General features: G+C 62.3%; 14 protein-coding genes. 1 reads left to right on the forward strand and 13 read right to left on the reverse strand.

Annotated elements, in window-relative coordinates:
* Positions 1–424 precede the first annotated feature (424 nt).
* The 11 genes from ACIQAL_RS26870 to ACIQAL_RS26920 form a co-directional block, all read right to left on the reverse strand.
* Positions 425–1,840, reverse strand: a complete 1,416-nt coding sequence (locus ACIQAL_RS26870) for a lipid II flippase MurJ (RefSeq protein ID WP_401150711.1) — start codon at positions 1,838–1,840, stop codon at positions 425–427.
* A gap of 9 nt (positions 1,841–1,849) precedes the next feature.
* A complete protein-coding gene (locus tag ACIQAL_RS26875) occupies positions 1,850–2,671 on the reverse strand; it encodes an acyltransferase (RefSeq protein WP_401150714.1) in 822 nt (273 codons plus the stop codon).
* A complete protein-coding gene (locus tag ACIQAL_RS26880; RefSeq protein ID WP_401150716.1) occupies positions 2,668–4,065 on the reverse strand; it encodes an O-antigen ligase family protein in 1,398 nt (465 codons plus the stop codon). The genes ACIQAL_RS26875 and ACIQAL_RS26880 overlap by 4 nt, the downstream gene beginning before the upstream one ends.
* Complete coding sequence (locus ACIQAL_RS26885) at positions 4,065–5,162, reverse strand: glycosyltransferase family 4 protein (RefSeq protein ID WP_401150719.1); 1,098 nt, start codon at positions 5,160–5,162, stop codon at positions 4,065–4,067. Before ACIQAL_RS26885 ends, ACIQAL_RS26880 begins: the two co-directional genes overlap by 1 nt.
* Positions 5,153–6,367, reverse strand: a complete 1,215-nt coding sequence (locus ACIQAL_RS26890; protein ID WP_401150722.1) for a glycosyltransferase family 4 protein — start codon at positions 6,365–6,367, stop codon at positions 5,153–5,155. Before ACIQAL_RS26890 ends, ACIQAL_RS26885 begins: the two co-directional genes overlap by 10 nt.
* A 2-nt stretch (positions 6,368–6,369) precedes the next feature.
* Complete coding sequence (locus ACIQAL_RS26895; protein WP_401150725.1) at positions 6,370–7,683, reverse strand: cellulase family glycosylhydrolase; 1,314 nt, start codon at positions 7,681–7,683, stop codon at positions 6,370–6,372.
* Entirely contained in the window at positions 7,680–8,861 is a 1,182-nt protein-coding gene (locus ACIQAL_RS26900) for a glycosyltransferase (protein ID WP_401150728.1), read from the reverse strand. Before ACIQAL_RS26900 ends, ACIQAL_RS26895 begins: the two co-directional genes overlap by 4 nt.
* A 1-nt stretch (position 8,862) precedes the next feature.
* Positions 8,863–10,857, reverse strand: coding sequence for an exopolysaccharide transport family protein (locus ACIQAL_RS26905; RefSeq protein ID WP_401150730.1), 1,995 nt, complete (start codon positions 10,855–10,857; stop codon positions 8,863–8,865).
* 18 nt (positions 10,858–10,875) lie between these two features.
* Positions 10,876–11,649 carry a polysaccharide biosynthesis/export family protein gene (locus ACIQAL_RS26910; RefSeq protein ID WP_401150733.1) on the reverse strand — a complete coding sequence of 258 codons (774 nt, stop codon included), beginning with the start codon at positions 11,647–11,649 and terminating at the stop codon, positions 10,876–10,878.
* 168 nt (positions 11,650–11,817) lie between these two features.
* On the reverse strand, positions 11,818–13,272 hold the full coding sequence (locus tag ACIQAL_RS26915; protein ID WP_401150735.1) for a mannose-1-phosphate guanylyltransferase/mannose-6-phosphate isomerase: 1,455 nt from the start codon (positions 13,270–13,272) through the stop codon (positions 11,818–11,820).
* Complete coding sequence (locus ACIQAL_RS26920) at positions 13,272–14,708, reverse strand: undecaprenyl-phosphate glucose phosphotransferase (RefSeq protein ID WP_166598237.1); 1,437 nt, start codon at positions 14,706–14,708, stop codon at positions 13,272–13,274. Before ACIQAL_RS26920 ends, ACIQAL_RS26915 begins: the two co-directional genes overlap by 1 nt.
* 473 nt (positions 14,709–15,181) lie before the next feature.
* Between ACIQAL_RS26920 and yegS the strand changes: the two genes are divergently transcribed.
* Entirely contained in the window at positions 15,182–16,090 is a 909-nt protein-coding gene (gene yegS, locus ACIQAL_RS26925) for a lipid kinase YegS (protein ID WP_401150739.1), read from the forward strand.
* A gap of 207 nt (positions 16,091–16,297) precedes the next feature.
* On the opposite strand, the gene ACIQAL_RS26930 is transcribed toward yegS, so the two are convergent.
* Together ACIQAL_RS26930 and ACIQAL_RS26935 are read right to left on the reverse strand one after the other, a co-directional pair.
* Positions 16,298–16,957 carry a response regulator gene (locus ACIQAL_RS26930; protein WP_401150741.1) on the reverse strand — a complete coding sequence of 220 codons (660 nt, stop codon included), beginning with the start codon at positions 16,955–16,957 and terminating at the stop codon, positions 16,298–16,300.
* Complete coding sequence (locus ACIQAL_RS26935) at positions 16,957–17,838, reverse strand: sensor histidine kinase (RefSeq protein ID WP_401150744.1); 882 nt, start codon at positions 17,836–17,838, stop codon at positions 16,957–16,959. Before ACIQAL_RS26935 ends, ACIQAL_RS26930 begins: the two co-directional genes overlap by 1 nt.
* Between the last annotated feature and the right edge of the window lie 164 nt (positions 17,839–18,002).

Genomic DNA, 18,002 nt, shown 5'->3' on the forward strand with positions numbered 1-18,002 from the left:
ACGATGCGGTATGCCTGATACACCGCGTGTATCGGTTTTGCTGCCGCTTCGCGCCAGATCGTAGGCAAGCCAACTCCTACGGCCTTTGGCCAGAATCAAAAGCCTGTAAGCGCCGCGTCCTGCTTCTGCCGGAGGCGTAGGAGCTGGCTTGCCTGCGATCGGCTGCGTAGCAGTCGTGAAATCAGACGATGCGGTATGCCTGATACACCGCGTGTATCGGTTTTGCTGCCGCTTCGCGCCAGATCGTAGGCAAGCCAACTCCTACGGCCTTTGGCCAGAATCAGAAGCTCGAATCGTGCGCGGCCTGCTTCTGCCGGAGGGCGTGGGAATGCCGGGGTGGCGTTCAACCTTGCCTGCGATCGCTCCGGGGTCGCGTCCGACCGGAGCAGTCGTGAAACCAGACGACTACGTCCTTCAGCCAGAATCAGAAACCTGAACCGCGCCACGGCCTCAACCACAGCGCCAACCCCACCAGCAGCGCCGCCCCGTACGCGCAACTCAACCCCAGTTGCAGCCAGACATTGCTCAACGGGTGCAGCACGGTGGCGGCCAGCAGCATCACCCCGGCTCCTAAAAGCCACTGCTCGCGCCAGGGCAACGCGCTGAGCAGTCCTTGGCGCCGCATCAGCAGCACGCCGGTGAGGATCGCGCCGCAGACCGCCGCCATGGCGATGCCAATCAGGCCGAAGAAGAACGGCAGCACCGCCAGCAAGACCGCGTTGAGCAGGCTGCCGATAAGTTCGCAGGCCAGTGGCAGACGGGTGTCCCCAGCGGCGTAGGCGTAGCGGGCGAGGAGGGCGTTCCAGGCGCCGAACATCAACGGCACGGCGAACCACGCCAGCAGTCCCGGCAGCGGACCGTCGACGGCCTGATTCGGCAGCAGCAAGGCGACCAGCGCACCCGCCGCGCCGATCAATCCAGCGACGGCGGGAACTGTCAGCAGCGTGGCGCTGCCCAGCCCTTTGCGCAGCAGGTCCATGCGCTGTTGCCCCTCGGCGCCGCTCATCAACCCCAGCAACACCTGGTTCAGACTCATCAATGCGATCAGTGGCAGGTTGATCAGCTTGCGCGCCAGGTTGACCCACGTCACCGCGCCTTCTCCCAGCAACGAGGCGACCATTCGCTCCAGCAACGCCAGGCCCTGGCTGGCGAGGTTGCTGCTGAGCAACGGGCCAATGCGCTGTAACAGCTCGCGCCCGGCACCCGGCGCACGGCTGATGTGCCAGGGCCGCCAGCCTTCGCGAACGAGCGACGGCAACAGCGCTGCGGGCATCAACAGACTGCCGAACAGGCAGGCGGAGGCCAGACCCGTCGGGGTCGCGGCGTGGCGCATCACGGCCAGATACACAACCGGAGGGAGGTTGAACAGCAGCGAACCCAGGCCCGCCAGCACGAAACGCGATCGGGCCTGCAACGGCACGCAGAGCAGGGCGTGCAGCAGAAACCCCGGCGCCGACCAGGCGAGCCATTGCAGTGAACCGGCCGCGAGTGCATAGCCGTCGGTGACCAGCCCCGGCCCGATCAGGCGCACCCAGAACGGAGCGCCGAGGCTCAATAGCACGCTGACGCCGAGGCCGCACAGCAAGACGCGGGGGATCATCGCCCCCAGCCAATCTTGCTGCGCGCGTGCGACGCGTTGCTGATACAGCGGCAACGCGGCGGCACTCAGTAACCCGGCGGCCAATGCCATGCGCAGGGCTTCAGGGAGAAACAGCGACACCAGAAACGCATCGCTGCGCCCGCCCGCGCCCCAGGCCGCGACCAACAGCCACTCGCGGGCGAACCCTGCCGCCAGCCCGGTGAGGGTGGCGAGGGTCAGCCACAGCGTCGAGCCGAACACCGACCCGACTCAGTGGAACAAAGTGAACAGGCCTTTGCCGCCCACTTTGTAGTTGAGGCCACGGGCGCGTTCGCCTTTGATCTCCGCGTTGGGGCCGCTGACGATGGCGTAGGGCGGAATGGGTTTGGACACCACCGTGGCACCACCGACCACCGCACCTTCACCCACGTCAGCGCCGAAGGACAGCAGCGCGCGACTGGCGATCCAGGCGTAATCCCGCACGTACACCGGTCCGCCAACCGCCCAGAATTCAGGGGCCTTGAGGTCGTGGCCGCCGGCAATGATCAGCACATGGGACGCGATGGTGACGTGGTTGCCGATGAACAGCCCGCCCCGTGCGTCCAGCTGGCAATGCCAGCCGACGGTGCTGTCGTCGCCGATCCGCAGGCCATCGACCCCGAGGATTTCCGTGTTGCGCCACACCGTCGAGCCCTTGCCGATCTTCGCTCCGCCCATGCGCAGCCAGAACAGGCGCAGGGTGTGACTCGGAATCTTGCAAATGAGGATGTTGTAGGCCTGCTCCCACGTGCGCAGCATGCGGTCGCGCAGGGTCGGCCAGTTGATCCCGTACAGCGGAATCAGCGCCCCCGCCGTTTCATGGGACAGCAACCGATAGAAGCGCCGCGCCAGCGGCGGCTCGATGCGCGACTGAATGTCGAGGTAGCTGATGAAACACATTGTCCTGTCCTTCATCGGGGTTTCGAAGCAGACCTCATTGGCGAGCATCCAGTCGTAGGTGCTTTCCAGTTCCTCAGCGCTGACCCCCATCTTGCGTGCGTATTCCGGCAGGGCCTCACGCAAATTGTGCGAGTGCATCATGCGGTGCTTCATGGTCGTTCCCCCGGATCGGATTCGATGGCTTGCGCGCGCTGTTGCAAGCGTTTGGCTTCATGCAGGTTGACCCCGAGCAGCAGCCAGAACAGCGCGATCAGCACCGTGGTAAAGCTGAAATAGTGGTCGAACACGCCGCTGAACAACGCCGCCATCACCCCCACTCGGGTGCCCAGCCACAGCGCGGTGTCGCGGCTAAGGGTCACGAAGTTGTGCGGCAGTTTCGCTTCGCGCCACCAACTGACCGTCACCGCCACGAACAGCAGCATGCCGGGGATGCCCAGCTTGTAGATGTAGTTCAGCCAGAGGTTGGAAATGCCCCAAAGGCGGGTGCCGGGAATCGGCGGGTCGACCTTGAAGCCGATGCCCAGCGGGAAGGCCCGCATGGCTTCGGGAAAGTGTGAGTACTCCTCGAAACGCACGGCGGTGCTGGCGTCGTCGCTGGTGAACAGGCCCGCGATCCGTTCCTGCAACGGCGGGTAGAACATCAGCAGCAGGCAGCCCAGCAGCACGCCGGTCATCAGCATGCGACCGACATAGGGCACCCGCCGACGGGCCATCCAGCACATGACCACCACCAGGCTGACGAGTGCGCCCCGCGAACCGGTAAACAGCAAACCGGCCAGGGCCAGCACCGCCACGGCCAGGCCCAGCACCCGCACCGACCCTTCGCGGGTGACGCCGATGCAGAACGCCAGCGGCAAGAGCATGGCCATCGCACCCCCCGCGATGTTGGGGTGGGTCCAGGGCGTACCCATGCGCGTCGACAACCCGCTGAGGCCTTGATTGAGCGTGTCCAGGTTGCTGTAGCCCAGACCGCCGATGATGGAAATGATCGCCGTCGAGTTGCCGCTTTTCAGGTACACCGGGATCGACAGCAGCAACAGAAACAGCGTGCCTAGCAGCAACGCGATGGTCATCCGTTCCCGGGATTGTTCATCGTTGAGCAAGCGTGGCACCAGAAACAACGGCGACAGGTTGAACAGCCAGCGAACCCAGTTGATCGGGCCGTTGCCCTGGACATGAACGCTCAGCTCGCCGACCACGAACGGCAATGCGCTGAACATCATCAAGGCGATCAACCAGCGTTCGGTGCGCAACAGGTGCAGCGGCGGGGTGTAGAGCGAGAACAGGCGATGGGCGAGCAGGCTGGCCCAGATCAGCATCAGCAAGGCTTCCGACACCGTGGTGCGGATGCCGATCTGCACCGTGGCGTAAGGCAGAAACGTGGCCAGCACCCCGAACAGCAACAGGCCACGCAAAGGGCGACGAACGATGGCCAGCGCCGCTGCCACACCGGCCAGCGCCAACAGCACCTTGAGCGGCGGCAGCAGCAGGATCAGCACGCCGAACAGCAGGGCGAGCAGGGCGCCAACGGGCACGGCCAGTGGCATCAGCGCAGCTCCTCAAGCATGTCATTGAAGCGACGACGGAAGGCGTCGACGCCGTATCGTTCGGCCCACCCGCGCAGGGCGGCGGGGTCGTGGGGTTCTGCGGTGGACAGCACGCCCATCAGTCGCACCAGACCGGCGAGGTCGTCCGGCGCAAATCGCGGGCTGTCGTCAGGCGTCACCTCGTCCAGCGAGGACCCCGTGGCCACGGCGACCGGGGTGCCGACGCTCAGGGCCTCGACCACCGGCAGGCCGAAACCCTCGCCATAGGACGGCTGCCACAGACGCTCGGCGCGCTGGTAGACGCGGTGCAACTGGCCGTCGCTGATGCCGCTGATGGGGTGCAGCCCCGGGGTTTCCCGTTGCACGCTGGTGAGGCAATCGGCGCCGCCGACCAGCACCAGGTCCGGCGTCCGGGGAAACTGGCGACGGGCGATCTGCCAGGCCTCGAAAAAGAACGGGATGTTCTTGCGCGGCTCGCGGGTGCCCACGCACAGCCAGTAGCGTTCCGGCAATGGCGTGTCGAGTTCGACGGGCGCGACGCTGAAGCCTTCGACCACATGGGGCATGACCCGGATTTTGTCGCGGGCGCCGGGGAACAGACGCACGGTTTCGTCGGCGGTGTACTGCGAGGGCACCCAGACCCGGTCGGCCACCTTGAGTGAGTGGCCGATGGACAGCTGATCTGTCAGTCGATAGACCTTGGCCTTGAGGCGCGAGCCGTGGTTGTTCTGCATGGTCAGCTGGAACAAGTCATGCAGCTGCAACACGTAGCGGATACCCGCCGGTTTACGCCCGATGGGCAGGCCCATGTTCAGGTTGGCGACGTAGATTTCAATCTCTGCTTCTTTCAAGGCATCCGGCAGAAATTGCGCTTCGAACCGTAGACGCTCGGGCAAGCGATGAATGCCGTTGAGCGGCGTTTCCCAGGTCGGGCAGTGGGCGATGCGCCGGATCGCGTGGTCGTACGGCCCGACGCTGAACAATTGCAATTGCACGTCGGGATGAGCGCGAAACGCTTCTTCCAGGGCGATGTTCTGCCGGCCGATGCCGCTGTTGGGAAAGCCCGTCGCAGGGCGGTAATCCAGTCCTACGCGCATGCGTGAGCGTCCTCTTGCTGATGAACCCGGGAATAGATGCCTTCCAGTTGCGCGGCGGACACCGACCAGTCGTGATGCTGACGGACATAAGCCCGACCCGCTTCACCGATCTTCGCCAGCCGGGCCGGTTGTTCGATGGCTTCGGCCAGCAACCGCGCGAGGCCGTCAGCGTCGTCGCAGCGAAGGTAATGGGTGCCATCGATCACGTTCAGGCCTGAACAGCCCTGCTCGGTGGTGACCACCGTGAGGCCCGCCGCCATGGCTTCCAGCACCTTGAGTTTCGAGCCGCCGCCTTCGCGCAACGGGGCGAAGAAAATCGCCGCTTCCCGCTGCACCGTGCGCAGGTCCGGCACGTAGCCCAGCCAATCGATGCGCGGGTCGGCCCAACGCTGCGGCCAGTCATGGGGCAGGGCGAAACCGCCGATGGTCAGGCGCACCATCGGGTCGAGGTTCCACACCTTGGGCATGATGTGGTCCAGCGCCCATTGCACGGCATCGACGTTGGGGCCGTATTCGTAATTGCCGATGAACAGCAGGCGACGGCTGTAGCGGTCGGGGCAGACCTTGGCGTAGTAGTCGCAGTCGACCCCGTTGACGACCAGATGGGTCGCCCGTGAGGTCATGCGCGACAAGCCTTTCGCATCGTCTTCGGTGACCGCGACCAGCTCGCTGCTCATCGGGAAGATGCGCTTTTCCCACTGCCGGTAGCGCCACTGATCAAAGCGCACGAACGGCCGGGCCCAACCGGGAAAGTCCAGATAGCTGGCGGCGCCCAGACCGGATTCGATGTTGTGCTCCACCAGAATGAACGGCTTGCCGGAATGCTTGAGCGGCGCTTCGAACGGCTGGAACGCGTAGCTGTGCTGAATCTGGATCACGTCCCATGGCTCTTGCAGCAGGGTTTCGAATTCATGCTCCAACTGCGGGGAAAAGCCGTTGGCGCTGGCCAGCATCGGCGGCTTGGCGAAGGCCACGGCGAGCAGGGTGCGCACGCTGCGCAATGGCCGACGGGGCACCACGATCAGACGCTCAAGCCACGGCTCCAGCGCGGCGCGAGTGGCGTCGTCCAGTTCGGTTTTCGACTGCACCAGCAGGGTGATGCGATGCCCCCGCGCCGCCAGGTTGCGCAGCAGGTGATATTCCCGTGTCTTGCCGCCGCTGGTGGTGGGCCAGGGCAGGTAGGGCAGTGTCCAGAGAATGCGCATGACTAGGGTTTCCACGCCAGGATTTGCAGGGTCGGGGTCAGCGCCATGTCCACGCCTTTGGCGTTGGCCAATGAGCTGTGAGCGCCGGTCAGCGGGTCATACAACGTCGCGGTTTTGATGCCGGGAAAGGTCAGGTGCGCGCTGCTGGCGCTCCACGCCATGAGCAAGTGCGTGCCGTCCGGCTTGTTCCAGGAGATCGCGTACAGGTCTTCCGGCACCGAGGTGACCGGCGGCGGATCGGCGGGTTGCAGGGTCGGCCCCGTGACGTCAAAGAAATTCTTCAGCGCGGTGTAGACGGGTTTCGGTTCGCCGCTCAGGTCGAGCAAGCCATAGCCGCGATCACGGGGTGTGGCCCGTTCGTCCAGATCGCTAAGGTTGAACAGGAAAATGCGCTGATAGTCGAGCGTGCTCATCAACGCGAGACGACGCAGGGTGTAGTCGGCCTGACCATCAAGCCCGATGACGCGCTGCATCTCCACCGGGCCGCTGTAACTCGACCAGCCCCACTCGGTCGCCCACACCTGTTTCACCCCCTGATCGTGCAGGCTTTTGTTGAGGTTGATGGCGCGAACCAGAAAGTCCCGGTCCGCCACCGAGTCGCCTTCCGGGTATTCGGAATAGGGATGGTATGCGGCGACGATATTCTGGCTGGCGAGGCCCCGATCCACCATCGCTTGCAGCATGTAGCCCGTCGAGCCGCGCATCTGCCCGTAATACGCCACCCCCGCCGTGACGATGGGTTTGTTCGGCAGTGCGCTGCGAATGGCTTTGGCCGTGGTGGTCAACAGGTCGTAGTACGCCTCGGGATCCGGCTGGGGCAGCCAGACGATGTTCGGCTCGTTCCACACCTGCCAGTGGCTGACCTGCGAGTAGCGTTGGGCGAGGGCCGTCATGCGCTCTGCGAAAATCGTGTCGTCCCGTGGCGGGTACTGGTCGGTGTTGCTGGCGCCTTGGGGCGCGCTGCTGTCGAACGCGGCGGAGCCCACCAGATAGGCGACCGTGTTGTAGTGATGCGGGTCGGCGGCCTTCATTGCCGCGTCCAGCGCCTCCAGGTTGTATTGCCCCGGCGCCGGTTCGAGGATCGGCCAATGCAGGGTCCAGCGAATCCAGCCCAGGCCCAGTTGATCGAGACGGCTCATCTGTTTCTGGTAAATGTCCGGGGTGAAGTACTGGAACTGTACGTTGACGCCCAAAAAGTCTTTCCAGACCACCGGACGGGGCGCCCGCAGGATCGTCTCGGCCTCGACGGCCGGGCTGATCGACGTCAACGCACAGACACTTAAAACGGCCATCGCCAGCAACGCTTTTCCCGTCATTCAGCCACCTCGCATGCAGTTTGGAAGACCTGCCGGAATCGCTCGGCGGTCAGGCTCCAGACCCGCTCCCTGCCAAGAACGGAGGCCCGGTCAGCCCAGGTCTGGGCCAGTTGCGGTTGTTCGCACAGCCGCGACAGCGCGTCGGTCAGCGCCTGGACGTTGCCTTGCGGGTAAATTTCGCCGTTGCCGTGGGACACCTCTTCGGCGAACGACCGGGCATCCGAGGTGATCACCCCACGCCCGCACGCCGTGGCCCAGGACAGCGCCCCGCTGGTGCCGCGCAGCTTGCCGAGGATCTTCAATTTGCTCGATTCGCGGTACGGCAAGACCATGACGTGGTGCGCCTGGATCACATGAGGAATCTCCGCCGCCGGCAGGTCCAGGTGCCAGCCGATCAAGTCAGTCAACCCTAGCTCACGAATGCGCTGGCGCAGTTGTTCGAGGTAGCTGCCGGACGGCCCGAACGCCATTTCCGGTTCGCTGCCCCCGGCCAGTGTCAGTCGTACCCGAGACCGCAGCGCAGGCTTCTCGACGAACAGCCGGGCCAGCGCTTCGAGCAGGTCCTCAATGCCTTTGCCCCGGTATATGAACCCGAAATACAGCAGCTTGAGCGGTTGCAGCGGCGGCAGCGGCATCGGCGCAATGGGCAGATTACCGTGGGGGATGACGGCCATCTGCGCCTGCTGCAACTTCATGCGCTCCATGAGGCTGCGGTTGCCCGCTTTGGTCAGGGTGATCAGCCGGGTCAGGTGCTGCGCCAACTGCCGCTCTTCGTGCAGGCACAGCGGGTCGGCCAGCACCGTGGCGACTTCTGGCAACGGCGAGCGCAGCGACGACATCATCGACAGCGGCCATGGCAGCTGTTGCCGACGCCAGACCAGGCGTTCCGGATCATGAACGGTGGCGGTCAACGGCAAGTGCGCGAAGCGCTGGCGCAATGCGCGCAGGGCATGAAACTCGGCGAGCCGGCCGCCACCGATTTCCGCATGCACCAGATCGATGCCTTGCCAGTCGGCCTCGGCCACCCGTTGCCGAGCGGCCTGTGGGTCGTTGCCGACGCCGTGCAGCGGCGTTCTGACGCGCACACCGAGGTCTTCCAGCGCCTGCTTGAGGTGTCCGGCGTAATCGGCGATGCCGTTCTGCTCCGGCGGCAGCGGGGCGAGGAGGGCGATCTGCATCTTAGTGGTGGCTCCGATAACGGCCGATCCAGGTCAGCACTTTCTCCGGAATCTCGAAGCGACGGCGATTGAGGATCACGCCATCGACGTGCTTGAACGCGGTGGACAGGGTCGCGAGTGCATTTTGCAGTTTCGGCACCGTGGACTTTTCGGCTTCGATCACCAGCACGATCAGGTCGGCGTCGCGCAGGTGCACGAAGGCTTCCTGTTTGCTGTAGAAATCCGAGGCGTCGATCAGCTGGATTTCTCCGGCTTCGGCGGTGCGCCCATCGCCCACCCGCACGGTGTGACCCAGCTCCACCAGCAGGTCGCGCAGGTGTTCGATCACAAAGGTCACGCCTTCCCCGGCATTGGCAGACGTGATGCCGATGCTCAAGCCACGTTCCGGCACCTGTTTGAGCGGCAGCACGCTGTAAAGGCGATAAAGGCTGGCCGTGAAGGCGCTGCGTGGCGGGCCTTTCGGGGCGTCCAGGTCTTGCAGGGTGGTCCACACTGGCACGCCAAATTGCGCCTCGATCTTGTCGGCATCGTGGATGCGCTGATCGATCAGGTAGAACAGGTACATCGCCAACAGACCGACCCCGATACTCAGCGGAATCGCCACCAGCAACAGCATCAGGCTTTTCGGAAAGACCTTGCTGGGGTTGAGCGTGGCCTGTTCGATGATCGCAATGTTGCTGATGCGTTTGTTGTCCAGTTCGCGGTCGATGCGCGCTTTTTCGAGGCTGACGGTGTAGAGCGCGTAGTTCTTGTCTTCGGCTTCCAGTTCGCTTTGCAGGCGAGCGAATTGCGGTTCGAGGTCCAACGCTTCCTGACGGTCTTTCTCCAGTTGCTCCAGCTGCGCATCCAGTTGCTTGAGCTGCACCAGCAGACGGGTGTAGCTGGCCTGCTGGTCATTCAGGATGTTCTGCAAGCGGGTGAAAAGCGGGTTGGGGGCGATGTTTTCGGTGCGCTGAACCGTGGTGCTGTGGCTCTTCCACAGCGCCTTGAGGTTATTGATTTCGGTGTCCAGCGCCAGCACAGGCGGCGCGCTTTCCTTGTAGGAACGCAGCAGTTCCTGGCGCTCGACTTCCTTGCCGTTGATGCGGCTTTCCAGGTCCTGGCGAGTCGGGTTCAGCGCGAGTTCCTTGCCGGAGCTGATGAGCCGGGTCTGCTTGTTGATCTGCTCCTGAATCTTGTCGATCCCGGCCTTGGTCGCTGCAATCGAGCGCAGGGTGTTGTTGCGCTCGGTGCGCAGGTCGTTAAGGCCTTGGGAAACGTCGGCCAGGCGCTGGTTGATGCTGACGGCGCCCAGCTTGTTGAGCAGGGTCTGAATCTGGTGTTTGTGGTCGAGAATATTGGCCTGAGTGTCCTTCACTTCCTGCTCGTAGAACGCATACAGGCTGACGCGGCCCAGTGTACGGGTGCGCTCATCCTCGAAGCGATCGACCCAGGTTCTGAGGATTTCCTGAGCCACCTCGGGATCGCCCCAGGTGAAGGTCAGTTCCATGACCGAAGAGCCCGGATCGTGGCTGGCCTTGAAGTTCTTCTCCATGTCTTCGGCGATGCGGTCCTCCTGCGAGCGCTCTGCCACCAGACCGACGAACTCTAGGGTGCTTCGCGCCGCATTGACCAGCCATTCGAACGCGATGTTGGGCGCGTTTTTCAGCGTGGCGAAGAAGCCTGCCTCGCGTTGCGCGTTGGCCATTTTCTCCATGTACTCATGGGCGACCTGACGGATGATCGGCCGCCCGGTGAGCATGCGCTCCTCGTCCAGAAGCGGGTCACGCAGGGCACTGGGCACGGCGATGGATTGGCGGTCGGCCAGCTCGATCGGCACGGTGCTGGTGTCGCGGCCAGGCTTGACCAGCAACAGCGCCGTGGACTCGTAACGGCTGGGCAGCAGAAACGCGCCCAGCACGATAATGGCGAACGTCGCGATGACGGTGATCTGGACTTCACGCCGAAAGATGAAAAACAGGCGTAGCAGATCGCGGAATGAGCGAATCGTGATCATGTCGGTGGTCCCTTCCGATTAGTTGCTGTCGCGCAAGTTGTAATTCACGCCGAAGCCCAACGATTTCGAGAAGGGGATCAACTGGTTGAAGTACATGTTCACGCCGTCGATCTTGTTGCCGACCGTGGATTTGGGAACGAACACGACATCGCCGCGCTGCAATAGCACCGGCGCACTCGGGCCTCCGCCGCCCGCGTAGAGAAGCTTGCTGTAATCGAAAAAGTAGGTCTTGTAGAGGCCGTCGTCGCCCTGACGCAGCAGCGCCACCTTGGTCGCGTCGGCGTCGGGGTTGATCCCGCCCGCGCCCACTAGGGCCTGCTCCAGATTGGTCACGACGGGCACCGGCAGGTTGGACGGGTTGCGCACCGCGCCGCCGACGAACACCACATTGCTGGGTGCCTGGCTGATGTTGATGGTCAACGCCGTTTCCCGATACACCGGCGCCAGCTTGGCCTCCAGCACGTCGATCAACTGCGGAACCGTGAGGCCCGCCGCTTTCACCGAACCGATATAGGGGTAGGAAAAGGTGCCGTCATTGAGCACCGGGAACAGCGTCAGCTCGTAGATCGAGTTGGCCGTGAACGCCGAAATCGAGGGCGCTTCACCGGTGTTGCGCACGATGCGCAGGGTGTCACCGGCGTGAATCCGTTCCGGCGGCAATGGCTTGCCTGCGAGGGCTTTACCGGCGTCTTCGGCCGCCTTGATCTCGGGGGATTCAGGAAGGCCGATCCGTGCCGGCGTGTTGCACGCGCACAGCAATAGGACGCTGGCGAGCAACAGCGTGTTTTTCATTGGTCCAAAACTCCTGTCATGCATGAATACGGCTCCCTTGCGGGTAAAACAATCATGTCGGCGATACTGCCAAGTCCAATGTCGGGTGTTGCTGGGTGTCGGGTCGGGTTCGGTCTCGTTGGGGTAAGGGCCGCGACGGGCGCGGCCAGTGTCGGGTTGTCGCGAGGGTCAGACTTTTGGAGCGTCTGGCACGCGGCCATAAATGTCGGTGAAACGCACGATGTCGTCTTCACCGAGGTACTCGCCGCTCTGCACCTCGATCATCACCAGGTCGATGACCCCCGGATTGACCAGTCGGTGGGTGTGGCCCGGCTTGATGAAGGTCGATTCGTTGGTGTCGAGCATGAATTCGCGATCATTGTTGGTGACCCGCGCCATGCCGCTGACCACGATCCAGTGTTCGCTGCGGTGGTGGTGCATTTGCAGCGACAGCGACCCTTGCGGCTTGACCACGATGCGTTTGATCTTGAAGCGTTTGCCTTCCTCCAGCACCGTGTAAGTGCCCCACGGGCGGGTCACGGTGTTGTGCAGCAGATACGCTGGATGGCCCTGGCGCTTGAGCTCTTGAGCGATCAGCTTGACCTCTTGAGTGCGCTCGGCATCGGCAATCAGCAGGGCGTCCGGGGTGTCGATGATGATCAGGTTGTCCAGGCCCACCGCGCCGACCAGACGTTTCTTCGAGTCGATGTAGCAGTTGGTCACGTCGTGCAGCACCACCTGCCCGTTGTACTGGTTGCCGTTGACGTCGGCGGGCACGAGTTCGCGAATCGCCTGCCACGAACCGATGTCGCTCCAGCCCAGTTCGCACGGCACCACCGCAACTTTCTGCGAACGCTCCAGCAAGGCGTAGTCGATGGAAATGTCCGGCACTTGAGCGAAGGTGGTGGCGTCCAGCTCCATTTGCAGTTCGTTGCTGCCTTCCTTGCTCTTGCATTGCGTCAGGCAGTGGCGCACGGCGGCGAGCACGTCCGGGGCGTGGGTTTCCAGTTCACGCAGCAGGACGTCGATCCGCAGGCAGAACATCCCCGCATTCCACAGGTGCAAGCCACCTTTGAGGTACTCCTGAGCGGTGCTGGCGTCAGGTTTTTCCACGAACCGGGCCACTTGGTAGCCCTTGTCGTTCAGGGCCTGGCCTTTTTCGATGTAGCCGTAGCCGGTCTCCGCACGAGTCGGAATCAGCCCGAATGTCACCAACCAGCCGTCATCCGCCAGTTTTTGCGCGTCCTGCACAGCGGTGGTGAACGCAGCGATGTCGGTGATCAATTGGTCGGCTGGCAGAATCAACAGCTGTGCGTCATCCCCATGCAAGTCCTGCACATGCAATGCCGCCGCTGCGATGGCCGGTGCGGTGTTGCGCCCGAACGGCTCCAGAAGGAAATCCAGGTGCAGCTTGTGCTCGTTCAGCAGCCGATAATCGTCGACAGTGCGGAAATAGACTTCCCGATTGGTGACGGTCAGTAAGCTCTGCACGCCGGGTAAATTGCTGGCGCGGTTGAAGGTCTTTTGCAACAGGCTTTCGCCGTCGGGCAAACGCATGAAGGGTTTGGGCATCGCCTCACGGGAGACTGGCCACAAACGGGTGCCGGCACCGCCGGCGATAATGCAGGGAATCAGGGTGCCCATCAGTAAGCCTCGCGAGAAAAAAGCACTGCCGGAACAGTGCGCAGAAGGATGTATAGATCGAACCAGACGGACCAGTTTTCGATGTATTCAAGATCGAACTCGACCCGCTTTTCGATCTTCTCCACGGTATCTGTCTCACCACGAAAACCGTTGATCTGCGCCAGCCCGGTGATGCCCGGTTTGACTCGATGACGCGAGGTGTACTCCTTGACAGCTTGCTCGAACAAAATGCCCGCGGCCTTGGTGGCCGTGGCATGTGGGCGCGGCCCCACCATCGACATGCTGCCCGCGAACACATTGAACAGTTGCGGTAACTCATCCAGGCTGGTCTTGCGGATGAAGCGCCCGACACGGGTGACCCTGGCGTCGCCCTTGACGGTCTGTTGCTCGGCGGTGGCGTCGGCCTGATGGGTGTACATCGAGCGGAATTTGCACACCGTGATCAGGCGGTTGTTGTAACCGTAGCGTTTCTGCCAGAACAACACGGGACCACGGGAGTTAAGCTTGATGGCGAGGGCAACGGCGGCCATGACCGGCGACAGCAGCAGAATCGCCACGCTCGACAGCACCATGTCTTCGATGCGTTTGAACAGGGGCGACCAGCCGCGCAACGGTACGTCCGAGGCGTTGAACATCGGCAGGCTGGCGACTTCGGTGATGCGGTTGTGGGCGTGACGGAACGCGACCATGTCGGGCACCAGCAACACATTTACCGGCAGGCGACGCAATTCACGAATGATGTAGTCCATGCGGTTTTCGGCGGACCAGGGCAGGGCCACCAGCACTTGCGTGACTTTCTCTTCGCGGATCAGGGTTTCCAGGTCGCGGGTATTCCCCAAGAGCGGGAGGTTAGCCATGGTTTTGGGCAGGCGACCGATGCGGTCGTCGATGAACCCCAATACACCCGAACGAATGTCCTGGTTTTGCAGCATGTACTCGGCGAGTCGCTGACCGTTTTCTGTCGCGCCGAGAATCACGGCGCTTTGCAGGAAGAATCCACGGGCCATCAGGCGCTTGTAGATGATCAGCAGCAGCAACCGTTCGGCGCAGAACATCACCAGGCTGGCGAAGAACCAGACCATCAGTTGCTCTTGGGTGATGTAGACGAACAGGTCCATGGCCTTGTGCATGAACAGCAGCACACAGAACGCGGAGGACCAGACGAACAGGATCATTTTGAAGCGTGACCGGTTACTGAAGATGATCTCGGAATACACCCCAAGCGCCTGGAACATCAGCACGCAGACGACGCCAAAGAACACCTGCACCATCACGTAACTTTCCGGCGGTGTGGGCGTATCAGTCTTCCAGAAGGTAAAAATCAGGATGCCGGGCAGAACGGATGTGACCCCGTGTACCAACCTGACGGCGAACAGGAAATACTCGATCAGGCTTGTGCGTGTCAGCAGAAGGCTGTCGACCGGTTGCAGTCGCATAAGACGTCCTCACATCTTCAATCCGTGAATCCATGACTGGCTTATCTGACCGGTCCCACCCATAAAAGTCAAGATACTGACTTTTTTAACCAGTAAATCCAAATTAGCCAATATTTTGTCGATTAGGCGCTCTCTCGACCTGCATTTCAATCCCGCCGATGAGAAAAAATCCCATTAATTCTCAAAGTGGCGTAGGACTACTCCCAAATGCGGATCGGCAAATCCCTCAAACGAGTGCCTGACCAGAGTAAAGCCCATGAAACATCCTGTGTCATGGCAATGGGGCCTTTAGATCGGCCAAAAGCGCGTCTTGGATCCGCATCGTGTGAGAGGGGAGGCAGCATCGAGTCCAATGACGGCGGGCTTTTGGCCCTTTCCGGGTGCGGGCAAAATTTTTTTTACAACACGGCTTTTTCCGACGGGCTTGAGGTCAACATCTCACGCAACGAAATGCACGCACAGAGGGAAGGTTTATGACGGAGCGCAGAGCAGTATTGATTCTTCACGGCAAACAGGCGCTCAACGAGGACGTTCGCCAGGCCGTGCAACGCAAGCGCAAGCATGGATGGGAACTGGACGTGCGAGTGACGTGGGAGGGCGGTGATGCACAGCGTCTGGTGACCGAAGCACTGGATGCCGGGCACCGCGAGATCATCGCCGGCGGCGGTGACGGCACGCTAAGGGATGTGGCCGAAGCACTTGCACTGGCCCACAGCGACGCCCACCTGACGATTCTGCCACTGGGCACCGCCAACGATTTTGCCCGCTCGGCGGGCGTGCCGCTGGAAATCGAGCGGGCACTGGACCTGCTGGACGTGCCCGCGCGTAAGGTGGACATGGGTTCGGTGGACGGTCAGCTGTTCCTCAACATGGCGACGGGCGGCTTCGGCAGCCAGGTGACGGCCAACACCTCCGAAGACCTGAAAAAAGTGCTGGGCGGGGCTGCCTATCTGTTCACCGGCTTGTCGCGCTTCAGCGAACTGAAAGCGGCCTATGGCGAATTGAACGGCCCTGACTTCCACTGGCGCGGTGATCTGCTCGCGCTTGGAATCGGCAACGGCCGGCAAGCGGGCGGCGGTCATCCCCTGTGCCCCAATGCGCTGGCGGATGATGGGCTGCTGGACATCAGCATTCTCCCTGCGCCTCAGGAAGTGGTCGGCACCCTCAAAAGCCTGCTGGAAGGCGGGCTCGGCATCGACAACCTGTTCGTCCGGGCACGACTGCCGTGGGTGGAACTGAAGTCGGCGCAGGGGCTGGACATCAACCTGGACGGCGAGCCGCTGCGCGGAGAAAACCTGCGTTTCGAAGCCCGCCCCGGCGCCCTGCATATTCACCTGCCAGCGCATTCGCCGCTGCTGGGCGGGGTGAAGCGGATCGAGTGAGTGGCCAGTGCAATCGGCATCGCCTGAGCCACCTTCGCGAATGAATTCGCTCCCACAGGGATCGTGCGGCGCCGCGAAAAGCTGCGTTTGACGGGGAGCAAACTGTAGGAGCGAATTTATTCGCGAAGGGGGTTCAGGCGCTGCATGGGCGTCGTCAGACTCCGCCTCGAGAATTCGCTCCCACAAGTGGCTGCGAGATTCGTTCTTTCAATCATCCAGGCTGATGATCTGCTCTCGCACGCAAAACAGCACCAGGCCCGCCACGTCGAAGATCTGTAGCCGTTTCATGATCTGCGAGCGGTGGGTTTCGACGGTCTTCACGCTGAGGTTCAGCCCCGACGCGATTTCCCGTGTGGACTTTCCGCGCACGATGAGGCGCAGGATTTCCAGCTGTCGAGCGGTGAGGTTGTGGTTGTCCGCGGGTTCGACTTTGCTGGACTGGGCACTGACCAAAGCCTGGTTGATGACCGTATGGGCGATGGCCGGGCTCAGATAGCGTTCGCCATTGCGCAAGGCATCCAGCGCCTGTTCGATTTCCGTCGCGGTGGCATCCTTGAGCAGGTAGCCATGGGCGCCACCTTCCAGTGCCCGCATGATCATGTGCGGATCGGTGTGCATCGACAGGATCAGCACCTTGCTCTCGGGCAGGGTACGGTGCAGACGCTCCAGCGCGTCGAGGCCATTGCTGTCCTTCATGGAAATGTCGAGCAGGATGATGTCCGGTTTGAGTTCAAGGGTCAGTTCCAGCAAGTGCTCGCCACTGGCGGCTTCGCCAATGACCTGATAGCCGGGAATGTCGGACACCAGGGCCCGAACGCCGGCGCGAATCAAGGCGTGGTCATCGACCAGAAGAAGAGTGCAGGTCATCAATGTTTACTTATGTCAGCGCGTTCACGGGCACGGGGTGCCCATGGGAACAGGGCCTCGATGTCAGTGCCGTGTCCGGGTTCGCTTTTAACGGTGAGGTGCCCCCCCAGCAAGGCCACGCGCTCGGCCATGCCGGCCATGCCGCGTTGGCCCTGTTCGCCAGGGTTGGGGGAAGGTGAAAACCCCTGACCATCGTCGGAGATCTTCAGATATAGCCCGTCGGGGCAGCGCCTGATGCGGATCAGCAGGTTCTTCGCCTGAGCATGGCGCAGCATGTTGGTGACGGCTTCCTGGGTGATGCGAAAGGCCGCCACCGCCATTTCCTCGGGAATACCGGCCAGCCGCTGCTGGCATTCCAGGCTCCAGAGGACGGGGGTGTCCGCCAGCGTTCGCAACAAATGCGCGCGCAAGCTGGCCTCCAGGCCCAGGCTCGCCAGTTGCCGCGGGTTGAGAATCGCCGAAACGTCGCGCACTTTCGCCAGGGTTTCATCGAGGATGCTCTTGAGCATCACGCAGTGCGCCTGCAGGTCCTCAGTCGCCCGTCGCTGCAGCCAGTCGCTTTGCAGCTTGGCCGCCGTCAGCATCTGGCCGATGTCGTCGTGCAACTCGCGGCTCAAGCGATGGCGTTCGGTTTCCTGAACTTGCAGCATATGGTCGGCCAGTTCCTGGGGTTGAAACTGGATGGTCTGGTTGGGGCGGCTCATGGCGTAACCGAAGCCCAGGAATGTCGCGGCGTTGACCAGTGCCCACGGCACATTGCCGTCGACCCACCAGACGAGGGTGTTCAGCGCGATGATCACCAGACCTGATATCGCTACCCATCCACACGCTTTGTTCGGGCTCATAGGCCATAACTTGAAAGTCTTGTTGCTGCCATGCATAGCGGATGAAGCCATCAAGTAATGATTGCGGATACCTGAACATTCATTTTCAGGTCACTTGTCAGGGAGCAGGCGCGACGACGTGCGCCGACCTACCTTCTACGTGCATACGGAAACCAGTGTTCGACGTTCAATAAGGGTAATGCGATTAAAGTCATCATTAG

It is taken from the genome of Pseudomonas sp. NPDC088368, from assembly GCF_044753445.1.
Lineage (GTDB): Bacteria > Pseudomonadota > Gammaproteobacteria > Pseudomonadales > Pseudomonadaceae > Aquipseudomonas > Aquipseudomonas bambusae.